17 protein-coding genes are annotated in these 17,797 nt (G+C 66.8%); 10 read left to right on the forward strand and 7 right to left on the reverse strand.

The window, feature by feature from the left end:
* Positions 1-18 precede the first annotated feature (18 nt).
* Both EUV02_RS08085 and EUV02_RS08090 read right to left on the reverse strand, forming a co-directional pair.
* Positions 19-1,323, reverse strand: a complete 1,305-nt coding sequence (locus tag EUV02_RS08085; protein WP_135245737.1) for an amidase — start codon at positions 1,321-1,323, stop codon at positions 19-21.
* 1 nt (position 1,324) lies between these two features.
* Positions 1,325-2,647, reverse strand: coding sequence for an MmgE/PrpD family protein (locus EUV02_RS08090; RefSeq protein WP_135245738.1), 1,323 nt, complete (start codon positions 2,645-2,647; stop codon positions 1,325-1,327).
* A 174-nt stretch (positions 2,648-2,821) separates the two neighbouring features.
* Here EUV02_RS08090 and EUV02_RS08095 point away from each other — a divergent pair, with 174 nt between their 5' ends.
* Together EUV02_RS08095 and EUV02_RS08100 are read left to right on the forward strand one after the other, a co-directional pair.
* Complete coding sequence (locus EUV02_RS08095) at positions 2,822-3,289, forward strand: hypothetical protein (protein ID WP_135245739.1); 468 nt, start codon at positions 2,822-2,824, stop codon at positions 3,287-3,289.
* Positions 3,290-3,310: 21 nt separating this feature from the next.
* On the forward strand, positions 3,311-4,177 hold the full coding sequence (locus EUV02_RS08100; protein ID WP_243445827.1) for a DMT family transporter: 867 nt from the start codon (positions 3,311-3,313) through the stop codon (positions 4,175-4,177).
* A gap of 93 nt (positions 4,178-4,270) precedes the next feature.
* Here the strand turns inward: EUV02_RS08100 and EUV02_RS08105 are convergent, their stop codons facing one another.
* Positions 4,271-5,296, reverse strand: coding sequence for an AraC family transcriptional regulator (locus tag EUV02_RS08105; RefSeq protein ID WP_135245740.1), 1,026 nt, complete (start codon positions 5,294-5,296; stop codon positions 4,271-4,273).
* An 89-nt stretch (positions 5,297-5,385) separates the two neighbouring features.
* On the opposite strand from EUV02_RS08105, the gene EUV02_RS08110 reads away from it, so the two are divergent.
* Entirely contained in the window at positions 5,386-6,930 is a 1,545-nt protein-coding gene (locus tag EUV02_RS08110) for a DUF1254 domain-containing protein (protein WP_135245741.1), read from the forward strand.
* Positions 6,931-7,002: 72 nt separating this feature from the next.
* On the forward strand, positions 7,003-7,515 hold the full coding sequence (locus EUV02_RS08115) for a hypothetical protein (protein WP_135245742.1): 513 nt from the start codon (positions 7,003-7,005) through the stop codon (positions 7,513-7,515).
* Between the two features lie 57 nt (positions 7,516-7,572).
* Here the strand turns inward: EUV02_RS08115 and EUV02_RS08120 are convergent, their stop codons facing one another.
* The 4 genes from EUV02_RS08120 to EUV02_RS08135 all read right to left on the reverse strand — a co-directional run bounded on the left by EUV02_RS08120 (position 7,573) and on the right by EUV02_RS08135 (position 12,312).
* A complete protein-coding gene (locus EUV02_RS08120; RefSeq protein WP_135245743.1) occupies positions 7,573-8,118 on the reverse strand; it encodes an HD domain-containing protein in 546 nt (181 codons plus the stop codon).
* A complete protein-coding gene (locus EUV02_RS08125; RefSeq protein ID WP_135245744.1) occupies positions 8,118-9,833 on the reverse strand; it encodes a class I adenylate-forming enzyme family protein in 1,716 nt (571 codons plus the stop codon). Before EUV02_RS08125 ends, EUV02_RS08120 begins: the two co-directional genes overlap by 1 nt.
* 1 nt (position 9,834) lies before the next feature.
* Entirely contained in the window at positions 9,835-10,974 is a 1,140-nt protein-coding gene (locus EUV02_RS08130) for an acyl-CoA dehydrogenase family protein (RefSeq protein ID WP_135245745.1), read from the reverse strand.
* A gap of 153 nt (positions 10,975-11,127) precedes the next feature.
* Positions 11,128-12,312: an acyl-CoA dehydrogenase family protein gene (locus tag EUV02_RS08135; RefSeq protein WP_135245746.1), complete on the reverse strand. Its 1,185-nt coding sequence runs from the start codon at positions 12,310-12,312 to the stop codon at positions 11,128-11,130.
* A gap of 95 nt (positions 12,313-12,407) precedes the next feature.
* Here EUV02_RS08135 and lgt point away from each other — a divergent pair, with 95 nt between their 5' ends.
* The 6 genes from lgt to EUV02_RS08165 all read left to right on the forward strand — a co-directional run bounded on the left by lgt (position 12,408) and on the right by EUV02_RS08165 (position 17,794).
* Entirely contained in the window at positions 12,408-13,241 is an 834-nt protein-coding gene (gene lgt, locus EUV02_RS08140; protein ID WP_135245747.1) for a prolipoprotein diacylglyceryl transferase, read from the forward strand.
* A gap of 108 nt (positions 13,242-13,349) precedes the next feature.
* Positions 13,350-14,411, forward strand: coding sequence for a class I SAM-dependent methyltransferase (locus tag EUV02_RS08145; protein WP_424022184.1), 1,062 nt, complete (start codon positions 13,350-13,352; stop codon positions 14,409-14,411).
* A complete protein-coding gene (locus tag EUV02_RS08150; protein WP_135245749.1) occupies positions 14,408-14,929 on the forward strand; it encodes a GNAT family N-acetyltransferase in 522 nt (173 codons plus the stop codon). The genes EUV02_RS08145 and EUV02_RS08150 overlap by 4 nt, the downstream gene beginning before the upstream one ends.
* Positions 14,922-15,686, forward strand: a complete 765-nt coding sequence (pgeF, locus tag EUV02_RS08155) for a peptidoglycan editing factor PgeF (protein ID WP_135245750.1) — start codon at positions 14,922-14,924, stop codon at positions 15,684-15,686. Before EUV02_RS08150 ends, pgeF begins: the two co-directional genes overlap by 8 nt.
* Positions 15,687-15,909: 223 nt before the next feature.
* Entirely contained in the window at positions 15,910-16,845 is a 936-nt protein-coding gene (locus EUV02_RS08160) for a ribose-phosphate pyrophosphokinase (RefSeq protein ID WP_135245751.1), read from the forward strand.
* Between the two features lie 70 nt (positions 16,846-16,915).
* A complete protein-coding gene (locus tag EUV02_RS08165; RefSeq protein ID WP_135245752.1) occupies positions 16,916-17,794 on the forward strand; it encodes an SMP-30/gluconolactonase/LRE family protein in 879 nt (292 codons plus the stop codon).
* Positions 17,795-17,797 lie beyond the last annotated feature (3 nt).

Consider the following 17,797-nt stretch of genomic DNA (forward strand, 5'->3'; position numbering starts at 1 on the left):
AGCCGAGCTGACCGGCTTTCAACTATAGGCGGGCGGCGGGCTGTAGCCGCGCAGCACCTGGTCAAGCTTCGCCGCCAGCGCGAGCAGACTGGCTTCTGAGCCGGCGCGGCCGACCAGTTGCACGCTGACCGGCATGCCCTCGGCGCTCCAGCCCGCCGGCAACGCCAGCGCCGGCAGGCCGGCAAGATTGGCAAGTCCGGTGAACAGCGCCTGGCCGACGGGTGCGGGGCCATGCGCAAACGCCGGCTGCGGCTCGGTAGGCATCAGGATGACGTCGGCCATCTGCAACACCGCGTGCAACCGCGCCGCCGCCTTTGCCATCGCGGCATTGCCGGCGGCCAGCGCGTCGGGCGTCGCCGCCCGACCCTGGGCAATATAGCCGCGAAGTTCGGGCGACAGGCCGCCATCATCCCGCGCATAATCTGCGGCGTAGAATTCCCCGACTTCGCGCGCCGATTCGATAAATCCGGCCGTTAGCGCAGTCCGAAGATCGACGTCGCTAGCATCATAACGCGTCACGCTCAGGCCCAGCCCTTCGATCAGGTCGTGCGCCAGCAAATAGGCCGACCGCACCGCTACGTCGGTCCGGGCGAAATCGTCGATCACCGACAGCGTCGCGACGCGGCTGAGCGGCGCTGCCTCACCGATCGGTGCCAGCACGCGCATCACCGCGCCGAGATCGGCAACCGAGCGCGCCAATGGCCCGACGCTGTCGAGCCGGCGGCACATCGGCACAACGCCGTCATCGGACACCAACCCGTGCGTCGGCTTAAGCCCGTAGACGCCGTTGTACGCCGCCGGAATGCGGATCGATCCCAGCGTGTCGGTGCCCAGTGCGGCGAGGCACAGGCCCGCCGCCACCGCCGAACCCGAACCGCCGCTCGATCCGCCCGGCGTATGGCCCGGATTGTGCGGGTTGTTGACGCGCCCGAACGCGGCATTGTCGGACGTAGCGCCCATCGCCGCCTCGTGCATGTTGAGATGTCCGAGGATCACCGCGCCCGCTTCGCGCAGCCGCGTGACAACCGGCGCATCGGCCGTCGCTACGGCGCCCCGCCGCGCTTCGACACCGGCGGTGGTGGCGAAACCGGCAATATCGATATTGGCCTTGATGCCGATCGGCACGCCTTCGAGTGCGCGCGCATCGCCCGCCGCAATCCGCCGCGCCGATTGCGCTGCGGCGGCACGCGCCCCCGCCGCATCGACCATGGTGAACGCGTTGAGTTCGCCGTTGAACCGCGCGATGCGGCCGAGGTAGGCCTCGGTGACCGCGACGGCATCGGCCCCGCGCACGCCGGCGACCGAAAGCGTGTGCAGCGCCATGCTATCGTTCCCCCTGGTCGACCAGCCACGCCAGCGGGTTGTCGCGGATGCGCGGATCGACCGGGCCGACCGCCAGCGACAGCGCGAACCGCAGCTTCGCCGCCTGGTCGGCGGCGGGCAGCGGGTTGGCGGGGTGGCCCGGCGTTGCCGGCACCTGGCGGTCGAGCACGCGGCCATCGCTGAGCATCACGACGATGCGTTGCGGTGACAGCGCATTGGCGTCGCCCGCGACTTCGATGACGCGCACGCGGTCGCCGATGGCGCGCAGATTGGCGTCGGTGAAGGTCGCGGCCTCGAAGCGCCGCGGATCGATGCGGCCTTCGCTCAGCATCAGCGCCGCCAGCAGCGGCAGGCACAGCCGCGCATAGGCCGGCGTCATTTGCGGCACCCACGGCCGGCCGATCATCCGGCCCACCAGCGGCGGCACATGCGCCTGCACCTCGTGGACCTGCGCTGCCGTCACCCCGGCATCGCGGATCATCGCTGCCAGCACGCCGAGCGTCGCATGCGCGGCGCGCCCTGACGGCCAGGGCTTGATGCTGACTTCGCCGATGCGCCAGCCGCTGCCGATGCTGGCGCTGTAGCGTTCGATGACACCGCCTTCGAACAGCTTGAAATAGCCGAACGGCCCCTCGAGCGCGTCGTGCGGCCCGGTCAGCCCGGCGTTTGCCAGATCAACGGCGGTCACTGCCGCACGTGCGGCGGCGGCAATCTGCAACGGCAGCGCCTGCGAGCCTTCGACATGCGCCTGCATCGTGCCGCTCGCCTGCGAAACCGCCAGCCCGAGCACATCGGCGAACGCCGCGGGCGGCGTGCCGGCGACGCGCGCGCACGCCAGCGCCGCGCCGATCAGCCCCGCGGTCGCCGGGCGGAAAAACCGCATGCCCTCGGTCGCGGCGAGCCCGAGCCCGCAGGCGATATCGACACCCACCGCCAGCGCCACCAACGCGCGGTCAGGTGCCACCGGCGCGCCGCGCGCCGCAGCCCGCGCGCACACCGCGTGCAGGGCCGCGGTCACCACCGACATCGCGTGCACCACCGCGACTTCGTGGACCGCATCCCATTCGAGGCTGTGGATCTGGAAGCCGTTGGCGAACGCCGCCGCCGGCGCGGGCAGCCGGCCGGCGCGGCCGAGCAGCGGCGCGTCATCACCCGCCCCCCACAGCTGTGCGGCAGCATAAACCCCGTCGGCCCCCGGCGCGCTTGACCCGGCAGCACCGACCGCCAGCGTGTCGCCGAGCAGCGCCGTCGCGGCAGCGGCGATTTCGGGGGGCAGCGTGTGTGCTGCGGCGGCAAAGGCGAGGATCGACTGCGTTGGTGTCATGGCGGCAATTTGTCCGACAGCGGCACGCCGTCGGTCAAGCCGCGAATGCCGACAGTGGCAGCTGCGCTGCGGATTCTGGCGGACAGTGGCGAATTATCCACTGACCCCGGCGCTATGTCTCTGCTAGGGTGCGCCAAAGCAAGCGGCTGGAGTGGTGCGATGCGTCGAGTTTTATTGGGTTTGTGGCTGCTGGCGGCACTGCCGGTGCCCGTCGCCGCGCAGCCGGCGCCGCCGCCGAGCCCGTCGGATCTGGCGGCGCAGCCGCTCGACCGCGCGCCCGCCAGCGCGACACCGGCATCCACCGCGCCGACCATGCTCAAGCCTGCACCCACCGACACGACGCAGCCGCGCGTGCGTTCGGTCATCGTGTTCGGCAATGACCCGTGCCCCAAGGCGACCAGCAGCGATGAAATCGTCGTCTGCGCGCGCCAGCCCGACGAAGATCGCTACCGCATCCCGCCGGGCCTGCGCACCGCCAACTCGGGTGTGCAGGTCAGCCCGTTCGTCCAGGATCGCTCGCTGATGCTCGGCAGCGGTGCCGGCGGCGCCGGCGGCGGAATCGGCCAGTGCTCGTCGATCGGGCCGGGCGGCTACACCGGCTGCATGCAGCAGGAAATCAACAACTGGGCGAACCCGAACTAGGATTCGGGTTTAGCGGTTCCCGTGTCACGTCCAGGCGCATTCGCCTTTCCCGCGATGCTGGCGGGCAGCACCGCGCTGGCGTTCGGCGGCTGGCTGGTGCGTGAAGCCGATGTCGGCCCCGTCGATGCAGCGTTCTGGCGGCTCAGCCTCGCGGTGCTGCCGCTGATGCTGATCGCGAGGCTAGTGCGCCAGCCGATGCCGCCACTATCGCGGTCGCTGCTGCTGCCCGCCGCGCTCGCCGGGCTGTTTTTCGCAATCGATCTGGCGCTCTGGCACCTCGGGCTGGTGCGCACGACGCTGGCGAACGCCACGCTGATCCCCAATGCCGCGAGCTTCCTGCTGCCGCTCTATGGCTTCGTCGCCACGCGCACGCGGCCGACGCCGCGGATGTGGTCGGCGATGGCGCTGGCCGCGGCGGGCACGCTGCTGCTGCTCGGCACCAGCTTCGAACTGTCGGCGCGGCACTTCGCCGGGGACTTGCTGTGCATCGGCGCGGCGATTTTCTACACCGGCTACCTCATCGTCATCGACCGCATGCGTGGGCAGGTCGCGGCGGTCCCGACGCTCATCCTCGCCAGCAGCTTCGGCGCGCTCGCGCTGTTCGCCTTCGCGCAAGCCGGGCCGGGGCCGTTCTGGCCGACCGACTGGCGCCCGGTGGTGGCACTCGCCTTCACCAGCCAGGTGCTCGGCCAGGGGCTGATCGTCTACGCCGTCGGCCACCTCAAACCGCTCGTCGTCGGCCTCACGCTGCTCGTCCAACCCGCCATCGCCGCCGCCATCGGCGTCGTCCGCTTCGGCGAGGTGCTCGGGCCAACCGTCATCATCGGCGGCGTGCTGGTGCTGTCGGCGCTGGTGCTAGTGCGGTTGCCGGCGCGGCGGGCCTCCTGAGGCGTGCACCGACGATTTGGCGCCATGACGGCGCGTGCAAAGGCGGTATTGTGTCTGCTTCGCGGCGCGTTGCCGTCATCTTGGCGCGGTAGCCTAGCTGAAATTGCCGGGCAGGAACTGGCGCCGCCATGCCGACGGGCTGGTGCCGCTCCAGCGCCGGAAGGCCTGGTCGAACGCCGAGTGGCTGGCAAACGCCAGCGCGGCACTGACATCGCCGACCGGCAGCCGCGTCATCTCAAGCAATTCGCGCGCGACCGCAAACCGCACATCGTCGCGCACCGCTTCGAAGGTCAGGCCTTCGGCGAGCAAGCGTCGCCGCAACGTCCGCGGCGCAATCCCCATTACCGACGCTGCGGCCGGCATGGAGGCGTCTTCGCCGAGCAACTGCGGGCGCAGCAGGTGCCGCAGCTTGCGCGACGTCGCCCCTGGGCCGGCATCAAAACTGCTGTCCATCGTCGCGATCAGCCGGGCGCGTTCGACCGGGTTGGCAGCCGGTCGCGGCACGCCGAGCGTCGCTGCCGAAAGCACAAGGCAGGACTGCAGCTGGTTGAATCTCGGCGTCGCATGCAGAATCTGCCGGTACGGCGCAATGTCGGCCGGCTTATCATAGGCAAATTGAATCTCGGCCGGCGCCACCTCGCCATTCGAGAGTTCGCGGATCATCGCGCAGCCGATCGCCACGCAGACCTGATAAAGCTGGCGGCTGCCGGGCGAGTTGCCACCATAGATCCCGTAGCCGAACGCCACATCGTCACCCATCGGCAACAGATAGACCACTGCGCCGCTGCAATACCCCAGCTGCCAGGTGACGAAATCGAGCATCGCCTGCCGCAGCGTCGGGGCATGGCTTGCCAGATCGTGGATCAGCCCGTGCGCGCGCCACGGATAGCGCGCGCCGAGCAATAGCCCGAAGTGTGCGCAGCCGGTTAGTTCGGCAGCACGTTCGAGCAGCGTCAGGCAATCGGCGAAAACCAGCCGGCTATCTGCGGTGACGGCATCAAGGTCGATGTCCAGCCCGCGACTGACGTCGGCCGGATCGGTGCCAAGGTCGCGCAAAAGCCCGGCCATCCACGCGAACGCGCCGGCACGTTGATATGACACTTCAAGGCGGGCGGACACAGTGCGATGTCCTCCAAACTAAAACTGAACGCTGGCAAATCTGTTAGCTATTGCGACGCAATCCAACAACCCTGTTAGGAGTTCCTGTCATGGGCAAGCCGGTTCAATTCATCGTCCGTGCCTCGCGGTTGGCAGTCACCGCGACACTGCTATCAGTCCCCGCCGTCGCACAGGTGCTGACCGGCCCGCCGGCCGATCCCAAGGTCAAATATTCGACGCCGACCCCGCCGGGTGTCGGCACGCCCGACCGCGTTGAAACCAGCCTCGGTACGCTGCGCTTCACCGGCGGCTTCCCCGACAAGGACACCGCCACCAAGCTGTGGGACAATCTTGATTTCCAGCGCGCGGTGCAGGCCTATCTGCTGGCGCTGCCGCCGGTCAACCAGGCGGCAAACCGCAATGCGGTGCGCGCGCTCGGCCCGGTCAACGCCACCATCCCGATCTTCGAGAACCTTGTCGACAGCCGCTCGATCTTCCTGACCGCCAACGACAATACCGTCTATTCCTGGGTCTGGGTCGACCTGACCAACGGCCCGCTGGTGGTCGAGATTCCGCCCAAGTCGCTCGGCACCGTCAACGACATGTGGTACCGCTGGGTCGTCGATGTCGGCATCACCGGTGCCGACAAGGGCGCCGGCGGCAAATATCTGTTCGTGCCGCCGGGCTACACCGGCGCGATCCCCGACGGCTACACCGTCGTCCGCCCGCGCACCTTCAACAACTGGATCGTCTGGCGCAATTTCCTCGTCGACGGATCGACGGCGCCCGCCGTTGATCTGGTCCGGAAATACGCCAAGATCTACCCGCTGGCGTCGGCCGCGACGCCGCCGGCATCGATGAACATGGTCAATTTGTCGGGCATGCCGCTCAACAGCGTCGGCCCGGGTTCAAACGGCTATTGGGACCTGCTCAACCAGGTCGTGCAGGCCGAGCCCGCAGACTCGCTCGACCCCGTCACCAGCGGGCTGTTCCAGTCGATCGGCATCGTCAAGGGCCAGCCGTTCGCGCCGGATGCGCGCATGAAGAAGATCCTCGATGACGCCGCCAAGGTCGGCGACGCGACGGCGCGGACGATTTCGTTCCATGCCCGCGACCGCATCGGCTTCTACTATGAGGGCAGCAACTGGCAGCTGCCGTTCGTCGGCGGCTACACCTTCCAGACCGCGCCGGGCGCACTCAACCTCGACGGTGCGGCCTTCTACTACTTCATGGCCACCGGCGTGACGCCGGCGATGGAAGAAAAGATGGTCGGCAAGGGCTCGCAATACGCCTGGACGGCGCGCGACGCGAAGGGCGAGTCGCTCGACGGCGGCAAGTCCTATCGCCTCCACCTGCCGCCCAACGTGCCAGTCAAGGATTTCTGGTCGGTCATCGTCTACAGCGACCAGACGCGGTCGATGATCCAGACCGACCAGCGCCAGCCCAGCGTCAGCAGCCAGACCAAGGGTCTACTGGTCAACAAGGACGGCTCGGTCGACGTCTGGTTCGGCCCCAAGGCGCCCGCCGGCAAGTCGATCAACTGGGTCCAGACGATGCCGGGTACGTCGTGGAACACCATCCTGCGCCTCTACGGCCCGCTTGAACCCTGGTTCGCCAAGACCTGGCGGCCGAGCGAAATCGAGCGGATCGACTAGCGCCATGGCCTTGTTTCGGGCTTGGCAGCGGGATATGCCAAACCCCAAGACAGGGACTTTGCGCCGCCGCCGATGCTGAACGACTGGAGCAATTTCTTCGGCCTGACCGGCGCGGCGGCGGCGACCCTCGTCGGCCTGCTGTTCGTCGTCGTGACGCTGAGCAACGGCCTGTCGACATCGCGCACGCGGGAAATTGCCGATGCGTCGATGACACCGGCGCTGTACAGCTTTGCGTCGGTGCTGCTGCAAAGCATGATCGCACTGGTGCCATGGCATTCGGACCATCTCAGCGGCCTGATCCTCGTGCTGCTGGGCGTTGCCGGCACGATCTACCGCATCGGTGGCATCCGCATGCGCCGCCGCGTCCAGCTCAGCGCCATTGATGGCGCGGTCGATTGGGTCACCTATAACCTGATACCCGTTGCCGCGAGCCTTTGCCTCGCCGCCGGCGGCGGCGGACTGCTCACCAGCGCCCGATATGGCCCATTTGCCGTTGCGGTATCGAGCACGCTGTTCCTGTTCTGCGGCATCTACCAGGCATGGACCGAAACGCTGGCGCTGATCGCGCTGCGCGACAAGCCATAGTTGCCCACCAACCGGGTGCAGGGCCTGCGGCCCTGCCCGCGCGGCGCGCCCTACACCTCAGTAAGCCCGCGTCGGCTTGCTGAAAATCTTCTGCACCAAAGGTTCGAAGCTTTCGAGGCTGTCGGCTTTGAAGTCGGGGTCGAAGGCGGGGGCATCCCAGCGGTCGACGAGCTTTTCGGCGGTGGCGAACCACGGCTCGTCCTTGAAGCGGTCGCGGGCGTTGCCTTCCTTGCCGAGGAATTCGTAATAGTAGCGGCCCTGGAAATCCTGGTGCCATTTGATCGTGTGGTACAGGTCGTCCGACACGTAGGGCTTGAGGATTTCGGCGGCGATGGCGCCGTGGTTGGGGATGCTCATCAGCTTGCCGATGTCGTGGCACAGCGCGGCGACGATTTCCTCGTCGGTGGCGCCGTCCTGGCGGGCGAGTGTTGCGGTCATCAAGCTGTGCGCGAGCTGGTTGGCGCCGAAGCCGACTTCGATAGCTTCGAGACGACGCAGCGAGTCCATGATCTGCGTAGCGGCAGTGGTCTTCTGGTGCTTGGCGTGTTCCTGCGCGATATGGCTCCAGTCTTCTTGGGTGCCTTCAAGCATGGTGGTGAACATCAGTGGTTCCCTTCGGCGGCGTAGATTTCACGATAATGCTTGCGCAAGGCGACCTTGTCGATCTTGGCGCTGCCCAAGCGCGGAAGCTGTTCTTTTGACAGCCAGATCTTCGCCGGCACCTTGAACGCGGCGAGGTCGCGTTTGACGAATTCTAGCAGCGACTCGATCTCGAGCGTCTCGCCGGGCTTGGGGTAGACGACGGCACCGACGAGTTCGCCCATGCGTTCGTCGGGCAGGCCGAAGACGCTGGCTTCGGCGACGGCGGGGTGGCTGTAGATCGCCGCTTCGACTTCGACGCAGCTGATGTTCTCGCCGCCGCGGATGATGATGTCTTTCTTGCGGTCGACGATGAACAGATAGCCTTCGTCATCGAGATAGCCGATGTCGCCGGTGAGGAACCAGCCCGACGGCAGGAACGCCGCGGCGGTGGCGGTCGGGTTGTTCCAGTAACCGCGGACGTTGGCGACCGAGCGGATGCAGACTTCGCCGCGTTCGCCGGTCGGCATCGGCTTCATGTCATCGTCAAAGATGCCGATTTCGACGAGCGGCTTCGACGCGCGGCCGGTCGAATTGGGCTTGCGGCGGTAGCTGTCGCGCAGGTTGCCGGCACCGACGCCGTTGGTTTCAGTGAGGCCGTAGCCCAAAGCCGGGCGGGCGTTGGGGAAGCTGGTGGCGAGGCGCTCGACATGTTCGGGCGGGCGCGGCGCGCCGCCGCCGGCGATGTCCATCAGGCTCGACAGGTCGTATTTGTCATGGTCGGGGTGCTGCATGAGTTCGAGGCTCATTGTCGGCACGCCGACGAAATAGGTCGCACGCTCCTTTTCGATCAGCCGCAGCGCATCGCCGGCGTCCCATTTGTGCATGATGACCATCTTGCGGCCGATGGCTATCGACACCAGCATGACGGGTACCGAGCCGGTGATGTGGAACAGCGGCACGTTGAGCAGCATGACCTGCTGTTCGGGCAGCGTGACGCCAGCAGCCTGGCTCATCTGCAGCATCGCGAGGCCGGCCACCAAATAGTTGAGCGCGCCGGTCACCACCGAGCGCTGCGTCGCGACGGCGCCCTTGGGATTGCCCGTCGAGCCGCTGGTGTACATGATCGTCGCATCGTCTTCGGGGCCGATCGGCGGCAGATACCATGGCGTTTTGGGCGCGACGTCGAGTTCGTCCTCCAGCCGGACGCGGCCGAGTTCGTCGGCGACGGCCTTGCTGGTGCGCACTGTCAGCACCTTGACGGGATTGCCCGCCAGCCGCCGCGCGCGTTCTTCATCGGCGATAACCAGCCGCGTGCCCGAGTCGGCGATGCCGTAGTTGAGTTCCTCGGCGGTCCACCAGGCGTTAATCGGCACGACGACGGCGCCGAGGATGCAGCCGGCGACGAATGCGGAGACCCATTCGGGATAGTTGCGCATGGCCACCGCAACGCGGTCGCCCTTGGCGATGCCATGGCGGTGCTGGAGCACGGCGGCGATGTGCAGCGCCTGTTGGTAGACCTGCGCGAAGGTCGTGCGCTCGTCGCGGTAGACGAGGAATTCCTTGTCGCCCTGCGACATGAAGAAGAACGCCAGATAGTCGCGCAGGCTGTCGGGGGCCATCTTGAACGTCGGGTACTCGGCGCCGCGCACGGTGGCGGTGACCAGCTCGAACTGGCCGCCGGGCGCGGTCAGTGCGGCGATGGTCTTGTCGAGCAGGACGTCGGCTTCGAACGCCATTTCAGTACCCCATCAGCTTGGCGAGGCGGTCGCCGTTGAACGCGATGTCGCCGAAGGTTTCGCGCGCCGCACGGGCGCGCTTCATGTAGAGGCCGATATCGAATTCGTCGGTCATGCCGATGCCGCCGTGGAGCTGGACGCCCTCGTTGGTGGCGAGCTTGGCGACTTCGCCGCCCTTGGCCTTCGCCAGCGACGCGAAGATGCTGGCGCGGTCATCGCCTTCGTCGAGCGCCTGCAACGCGCGCAGCGTGACCGAGCGCGCCAGCTCGACTTCGCAGAACAGGTGCGCGGCGCGGTGCTGGAGCGCCTGGAAGCTGCCGATCTTGACGCCGAACTGGTCGCGCGTCTTGAGGTAGTCGACGGTGGTCTCGAAGCTCTGGGCGCTGACGCCGAGCATTTCGGCCGCGAGGCACGCCCGCCCGGCATCGAGCGCGCGTTCGAGGATGGCCCAGCCGTTGCCGACCTCGCCCAGCACATCGGCGCCGTCGACCTGCACGTCGTTCAGCACGACCTTGGCGGCGTTGCGGCTGTCGACCATCGGCTGGCGCGCGATGCTGACGCCGGCGGCCTTGGGGTCGACGAGGAACAGCGTGATGCCGTCGGTGTCGCCGTCGGCGCCCGAGGTGCGCGCCGCGACGATCAGCTTGTCGGCGACATGGCCGTCGAGCACGAAGCTCTTGGTGCCGTTCAACTTGAAGCCGTTACCCGAGGCGGCGGCGGTGGTCGCGACATGGTTGGGGGTGTGGCGCGATTTTTCATCGCTGGCGAGCGCCATCAGCAGGTCGCCGCTGGCGATTTTCGGCAGATACGCGGCCTTTTGCTCGTCGGTGCCGCCGACCAGCAGCGCGGTGGCGGCGAGGATTGCTGTCGACAGCATGGGCGACAGCGACAGGTTGCGGCCGATGGCTTCCTGGATCAGCCCGGCGCCGACATAACCGAAGCCCGACCCGCCATGGCCTTCGGGCACCAGCACGCCGGCAAAGCCCATCTCGGCCATCTTCTTCCACAGCGCGCGGTCAAAGCCGGTGGCGTCCTTGCTGTCGCGCAGCTTGCGGAACGCCGTGGTCGGTGCCTCCGCCTTGAAGAAACCTTCCGCAGAGTCGCGGATCATCGCCTGATCTTCGTTGAGTACCAATGCCACGTTTAAAACTCCCGTTGTCTGTTCCCCTCCCTGCAAGGGAGGGGTCGGGGGTGGGCGCGAGCTTCGCGAGCCCTTCGTCACCAACCGCCCCAAATCGAAGAAAATCCCACCCCCGGCCCCTCCCGTTCCGGGAGGGGAGCAGAGGCGGCGGCCTTACGCGCCCGGCAATTCCAGCACGCGCTTGGCGATGATGTTGAGGTTGATCTCCGACGTGCCGCCTTCGATCGAGTTGGCGCGGCTGCGCAGCCATCCGCGCGACAGGTCGCCGTCGCCCTTGTTGTCACCTTCCCACAGCAGGCCGTCGCTGCCGCCGATCGACATCAGCAGCTCCATGCGCTGCTTGTTGAGCTCGGTGCCATAGTATTTGAGCATCGACGACAGCGCGCCCACACCTTGCCCGGCCTTGGCGGTGTCCTTGACGCGTTCCATCGTCAGCGCGAACGCCCAGGCATCGATTTCGTGGCGGATGATGTCGGTGCGCAGCGCGGCGTCGGCGATCGTGCCGTTTTCAAGGCCGATCTTGCGCGCCGCGACCTGCGCCATCGTCTCGCGTGCATCGCCGGTATCCATCGCGCCGATCATTTCGCGCTCGTGCGTCAGCAGATATTTGGCGATGTCCCAGCCCTTGCCGGGGACGCCGACGAGGTTTTCCTTGGGCACCTTCACATTGTCGAAGAACGTCTGGCAGAACGGCGAGGCGCCCGAAATCAGCTTGATCGGTGCGGTGCTGACGCCCGGCGACGCCATGTCGAACAGCAGGAAGCTGATGCCGTGGTGCTTGGCGACCGTCGGATCGGTGCGGACGAGGCAGAAAATCCAGTCGGCCTTGTCGGCATAGCTCGTCCACACCTTCTGGCCGTTGACGAGGTAATGGTCGCCCTTGTCTTCGGCCGAAGTGCGCAAGCTCGCGAGGTCGGACCCCGAGCCCGGCTCCGAATAGCCCTGGCACCAGCGGATTTCACCGCGGGCGATCTGCGGCAGATAATGCTTCTTCTGTTCCTCGCTGCCGAACTTGAGCAGCGCCGGCCCGAGCATCCAGATACCGAACGAATTGAGCGGCGAGCGTGCCTTGATGCGGCGCAGCTCGCTCGACAGCACCTTGGCTTCTTCCTTGCTCAGCCCGCCGCCGCCGTAGGCCTTGGGCCATTCGGGCACTGTCCAGCCCTTGGCGCCCATGCGGTCCATCCAGTCCTTCTGGGCCTGGCTGGTGAATTTGAAATTACGGCCACCCCAGCAGGTTTCATCTTCGCTGGTCTGCGGCGTGCGCATTTCGGCGGGGCAATTCGCCTCCAGCCAGGCGCGCGTTTCGCTGCGGAATTGTTCAAGTGCGTCGGACACGCGGGATCTCCCAAGGTCAAGTTGAAGCCATGTGGCAATTGTGTTCTGCCTTGGGGCGACTATGGTGCGGCCATCGCCTGCGGGCAAAGGGAAAAATGCCACACATGCTCGAATTCATGCGCGTTTCGCTCGACTATACCGCGCTGGGGCTGTCGCCGGTGGCGCTCGAGGCCGGGCCGGTGGTGCTCCGCTGGTACAGCCTCGCCTATATCGCCGGCATCCTGTTTTCGTGGTGGTATCTGATCCGCATGATCGCGAAGGGCGACGCGCCGTACACCAAGCCGCAAGTCGATGACTTCATCACCTGGGCGACGCTCGGCGTCATCCTCGGCGGCCGCATCGCCTATGTGCTGTTCTACGACCTGCCGAAGTTCGCCGCCGATCCGCTGTCGATTTTCTACCTGTGGCAGGGCGGCATGAGCTTCCACGGCGGCACCGCCGGCGTCATCATCGCGGTGATGCTGTATGCCAACAGCCAGAAAATCAGCAAGCTGCGACTGCTCGACTATGTTGCCGTCACCGCGCCGGTCGGCCTGTTCTTCGGGCGCCTCGCCAACTTCGTCAACGGCGAGCTGTGGGGCCGCGTCACCACCGTATCCTGGGGCATGACCTTCCCCGGCGCCGGCCCGCTGCCGCGCCACCCGAGCCAGCTCTACGAAGCGGTGCTGGAAGGGCTGCTACTGTTCATCATCCTCAGCCTGATGTTCTGGAAGACCCGCGCGCGGCTGTATCCGGGGCTGCTCGCCGGGGTGTTCGGCATCGGCTACGGCGCGATGCGGCTGATCGTCGAGCTGTTCCGCGAACCCGATGCGCAGTTGGGCACGCTGTCGACCGGCCTGACGATGGGCCAGACTTTGAGCCTGCCGCTGTTTCTGGCCGGTGCGTGGTTGATTGCCACGTCGCGCGGTCGCGCGATCAATGAGAAATAAGAGCCTCCGGCGGGCAGGGGTGACCCCTGCACCCGATTGTTTGGCGCGCTTCAAATGGATGCAGGCCCCCCATTTGCTTACAAAAACTGGCCTGCCCGCCGGAGGCTCTTGAACACTCTCGCCGAACAGCTCGCGCGCGAAATTGCCACCACCGGCCCGATGCCGGTGGCGCAATGGATGGCGCGCGCGCTGGGCGATCCGCAGCACGGATATTACGTCACGCGTGACCCGCTGGGGGCGGCGGGGGATTTCACCACCGCGCCCGAAATCAGCCAGATGTTCGGCGAACTGATCGGGCTTTGGGCCGCCGATTTGTGGCTGCGCGCTGGCAGCCCGCGTGTCCGGCTGGTCGAACTCGGTCCCGGGCGCGGCACGCTGATGGCCGACTTCTGGCGCGCCACGGCGAAGGTGCCGGGGTTTCATGCGGCGACGAGCCTGCATTTGGTTGAAACCAGCCCAGTGCTGCGCGCGGCGCAGGCGCGGTTGCTGCCGGATGCGGTATGGCACGACAGTCTGGCGCAGGTGCCAGATGACTTGCCACTGCTGGTCATCGCCAATGAATTTTTTGACGCGCTGCCGGTGCGGCAGTTGCAGCGCACCGCCGCCGGCTGGCGCGAGCGCATGGTGACGCATGACGGCACGCGCTTTGTCGCCGGTGCCGGGGCGCTGCCGCTCGATGCGCTGGTGCCGCCGGCTTTGGCCGATGCGCCGGTGGGGTCGGTGTGGGAAACCAGCCCAGCCGCCACCGCAATCGCCGCTGAAATCGGCGCGCGGCTGGCGGCAAGCGGCGGTGCGGCGCTGTTCATCGACTATGGCTATACTGGCCCCGCCACCGGCGACACGCTGCAAGCGGTGCGCGCGCACGGCTATGTCGATCCGTTCGCCGATCCGGGTGAGGTCGACCTGACTGCGCATGTCGATTTCGCGGCACTCGCGGAGGCGGCGGGCACGACCGCGCACGGGCCGGTCGGGCAGGGTGACTTCCTGCTGGCGCTGGGCCTCGCGCAGCGCGCCGAGGCGCTCAAGGCGCGTGCCGACACACGTGGCCGTGCGCATATCGAAGCCGCGACAGTGCGGCTGACGGTGACGATGGGCGCGCTGTTCAAGGCGCTGGCGCTGACCGGCCGCGACTGGCCAACGCCGGCGGGATTTGGCACAGGGGCGCCATGACTATCAGCTACCGCACCGCCACCACCAATGACGCCGCAACAATGTCGGCGCTCGGTGCCACGACGTTCGTCGAGACCTTCGGGCACCTTTACAGCGCCGCCAACCTCGAAAAATTCCTCGAAAACCACAGTGCCGCCAACTGGGCGACCGAACTTGCCGACCCGGCGTATGCGGTGCGGCTGGCGTTCGATGGCGACCGCGCCATCGGCTACACCAAATTCGGTCCGCCACATTTGCCGTTCGAGCCTGACGCTGGCCGTGTCGCCGGCGAGTTGCGCCAGCTCTATGTGCTTTCCGGCTTTCACGGCAGCGGCATTGCCGTCCAGCTTACCGATTGGCTTATCGCCGAAGCCCGCGCCCGCGGCGTGCAGGACCTGTACCTGTCGGTATTCACCGAAAACCCGCGCGCGCAGGCGTTCTACCGGCGCTACGGCTTCTACGAGGTCGGCCGCTATGCATTCATGGTCGGCGACCATGCCGACGAGGATCTGGTGATGCGGTGCAAGCTCGATGACTAATCCGCCGTTCCTGACCAGCGCCGCACTCGCCGGCACCCGCCACGGCTTTCTGGGGCGCGAGGGCGGGGTCTCGACCGGCATCTTCGCATCGCTCAACGTCGGCCTCGGCTCGGGCGATGACCGCGCCGCGCTTGCAGAAAACCGCCGCCGCGCCGTCGAAGCCGTGGCACCCGGCGCAACGCTTGTGACGCTGCACCAGGTCCACAGCAATATCGCCGTACCGGTCACTGGCGCGTTCGCCGATGATGCGCGCCCGCACGCCGACGCGCTGGTCACCGCGACGCCGGGGCTGGTGCTCGGCATCCTCACCGCCGATTGCGTGCCGATCCTGTTCGCCGACACGCATGCCGGCGTGATCGGCGCGGCACATTCGGGGTGGAAGGGCACGTTGACCGGCGTCGCTGCCGCCGCCGTCGCCGCGATGGAAGCGCTCGGTGCCGACCGCGCCAACATTGCCGCCGCCGTCGGGCCGTGTATTGCGCAACGCAGCTACGAGGTCGATTCGGGCTTCCGCGACCGCTTTCTCGCCGATGATCCCGAACACGACCGCTTCTTCATCCCCGGCAAGCCCGGCCATTTCCAGTTCGACATCGAAGCCATGGTCGCCAGCCGCCTCGCCGCCGAGGGCCTGCGCCATATCGAATTGCTTGGACAGGACACCTACGCCCAGCCCGACCGCTATTTCAGCTTCCGCCGCACGACGCATGCAGGCGAGGGCGACTATGGGCGGCAATTGTCTGTGATTGCATTGGGTTAAGGGCCTCCGGCGGGCAGGGCCTTGGGCCCTGCACCCGGGATTTTGCGCCGGTGCATGCAAAGCAGCGCTGGCCGCAGTGGCACGTCACCAATATTCGGGTGCAGGGCCCAAGGCCCTGCCCGCCGGAGGCTCTACAATTTTGCCCGTTTCAAGCGCGCACCTTGTTGCCGTTCCATGACAGCGCGGCTATGACGCCCCCATCGGCGGGTCGGGGACACAATCCATGAAAATCTTGGCGGGCAACAGCAATCCCGAGCTTGCTTCGGCGGTCGCGGCGTATCTCGAACTGCCGCTCACCAAGGCGGCCGTCCGGCGCTTCGCCGATGAAGAAGTTTTCGTCGAAATTCACGAGAATGTCCGCGGCGAGGACGTCTTCGTCATCCAGCCGACATCGGCACCGTCGAACGACAATCTGATGGAGCTGCTGATTTGCATCGATGCGCTGAAGCGCGCCTCGGCGAAGCGCATCACCGCCGTCGTTCCCTATTTCGGTTATGCCCGCCAGGACCGCAAAATGGGCCCGCGCACGCCGATTTCTGCCAAGCTCGTCGCCAATCTGATTACCGTCGCCGGCGCCGACCGCGTGCTGTCGGTCGACCTGCATGCCGGACAGATCCAGGGCTTTTTCGATATCCCGACCGACAATCTCTACGCCGCACCGGTGATGAGTGCCGATATCGAGGCGCGATATGGCGGCAAGCCGTTGACCGTGGTGTCGCCCGACGTCGGCGGTGTGGTGCGCGCCCGCGCGCTCGCCAAGCGCCTCGGCAACGCCCCGCTCGCCATCGTCGACAAGCGCCGTGAAAAGGCCGGCGAATCCGAAGTGATGAACATCATCGGTGACGTCCGCGGCCGCTTCTGCGTGCTCGTCGATGACATCGTCGATTCGGCCGGCACGCTGTGCAACGCCGCCGTCGCGCTGACCGCCGCCGGCGCCATCGGCGTCACCGCCTATGTCAGCCACGGCGTGTTGTCGGGCGGCGCTGTCGCCCGCGTCGAAGCCAGCGAGCTTACCGAACTCGTCATCACCGATTCGATCGGCGCCGTCGAAGCCGTCCGCGCCGCGAAGAAAATCCGCACGATGACGATTGCGCCGCTGCTGGCGGAGGCGATGCGCCGGATTTCGGACGAGGCGTCGGTTTCGAGCCTGTTCGACTAAGGCGCGCGCGGCAAGCGCTTCGAAGCCCGCGCGGGCTATGCTAGCCTCCTCCGAAAAAAGGGGAGTCCATATGGCAAGCACGACACGCATACTGGCCGATGGCATCTATTTCGGCGAAGGCCCGCGCTGGCATGACGGCCGGCTGTGGTTCAGCGACTTTTACGCGCACGCGGTCAAATCGGTATCGCTGGCGGGCGACCTGCGCACCGAATTCACCATCGACGACCAGCCGTCGGGGCTGGGCTGGATGCCCGATGGCTCGATGCTCATCGTCAGCATGACCAAGCGCCAGCTACTGCGGCGCACCGCGGACGGCGTCGTCAGTGTTCACGCCGACCTTTCAGGTATTGCGACCTTCCACTGCAACGACATGGTCGTCGACAGCCAGGGCCGCGCGTATGTCGGCAACTTCGGTTTCAACCTCGATCACGAACTCGAAACGCGCGGTACCGAAAGCGTGTTCGGCGACCACGTCACTGCCAAGCTGGCGCTGGTGGCACCCGACGGCAGCGTGTCCGTCGCCGCCACCGACATGCATTTCCCCAACGGCAGCGTCATCACCACCGATGGCCGCACGCTCATCATCGGCGAAACGCTCGCCGGCGTCCTCACCGCGTTCGACACCGCCCCTGACGGAAGCCTGTCGAACCGCCGCATCTGGGCCCCGACCACACCCGCCATTCCCGACGGCATCGCGCTCGACGCCGACGGCGCCATCTGGATCGCCAACCCGGTCGCACCGCAGTGCCTGCGCATCGCCCAGGGCGGCAAAGTGCTCGAAATCATCGACACCGGCGACCCGTGCTACGCCTGCATGCTCGGCGGCGACGACGGCAAGACGCTGTTCATGCTGACCGCCAAGACCTCGGTCGGGCATCATGCGGCCGATGCGCCGCTGGGGCGGTTGCTGGTGGCGACAGTGAATAGTTCACGGGCTGGAAGGCCGTAAGAG

The organism is Glacieibacterium arshaanense, from assembly GCF_004681125.1.
In the GTDB taxonomy this organism is placed as follows: domain Bacteria; phylum Pseudomonadota; class Alphaproteobacteria; order Sphingomonadales; family Sphingomonadaceae; genus Polymorphobacter_A; species Polymorphobacter_A arshaanense.

Coding starts and splice junctions, on each gene's coding strand:
- EUV02_RS08085 (WP_135245737.1), bottom strand. CDS start 1,323: ATGGCGCTGCACACGCTTTCGGTCGCCGGCGTGCGCGGGGCCGATGCC.
- EUV02_RS08090 (WP_135245738.1), bottom strand. CDS start 2,647: ATGACACCAACGCAGTCGATCCTCGCCTTTGCCGCCGCAGCACACACG.
- EUV02_RS08110 (WP_135245741.1), top strand. CDS start 5,386: ATGGGCAAGCCGGTTCAATTCATCGTCCGTGCCTCGCGGTTGGCAGTC.
- EUV02_RS08115 (WP_135245742.1), top strand. CDS start 7,003: ATGCTGAACGACTGGAGCAATTTCTTCGGCCTGACCGGCGCGGCGGCG.
- EUV02_RS08120 (WP_135245743.1), bottom strand. CDS start 8,118: ATGTTCACCACCATGCTTGAAGGCACCCAAGAAGACTGGAGCCATATC.
- EUV02_RS08125 (WP_135245744.1), bottom strand. CDS start 9,833: ATGGCGTTCGAAGCCGACGTCCTGCTCGACAAGACCATCGCCGCACTG.
- lgt (WP_135245747.1), top strand. CDS start 12,408: ATGCCACACATGCTCGAATTCATGCGCGTTTCGCTCGACTATACCGCG.
- EUV02_RS08150 (WP_135245749.1), top strand. CDS start 14,408: ATGACTATCAGCTACCGCACCGCCACCACCAATGACGCCGCAACAATG.
- pgeF (WP_135245750.1), top strand. CDS start 14,922: ATGACTAATCCGCCGTTCCTGACCAGCGCCGCACTCGCCGGCACCCGC.
- EUV02_RS08160 (WP_135245751.1), top strand. CDS start 15,910: ATGAAAATCTTGGCGGGCAACAGCAATCCCGAGCTTGCTTCGGCGGTC.
- EUV02_RS08165 (WP_135245752.1), top strand. CDS start 16,916: ATGGCAAGCACGACACGCATACTGGCCGATGGCATCTATTTCGGCGAA.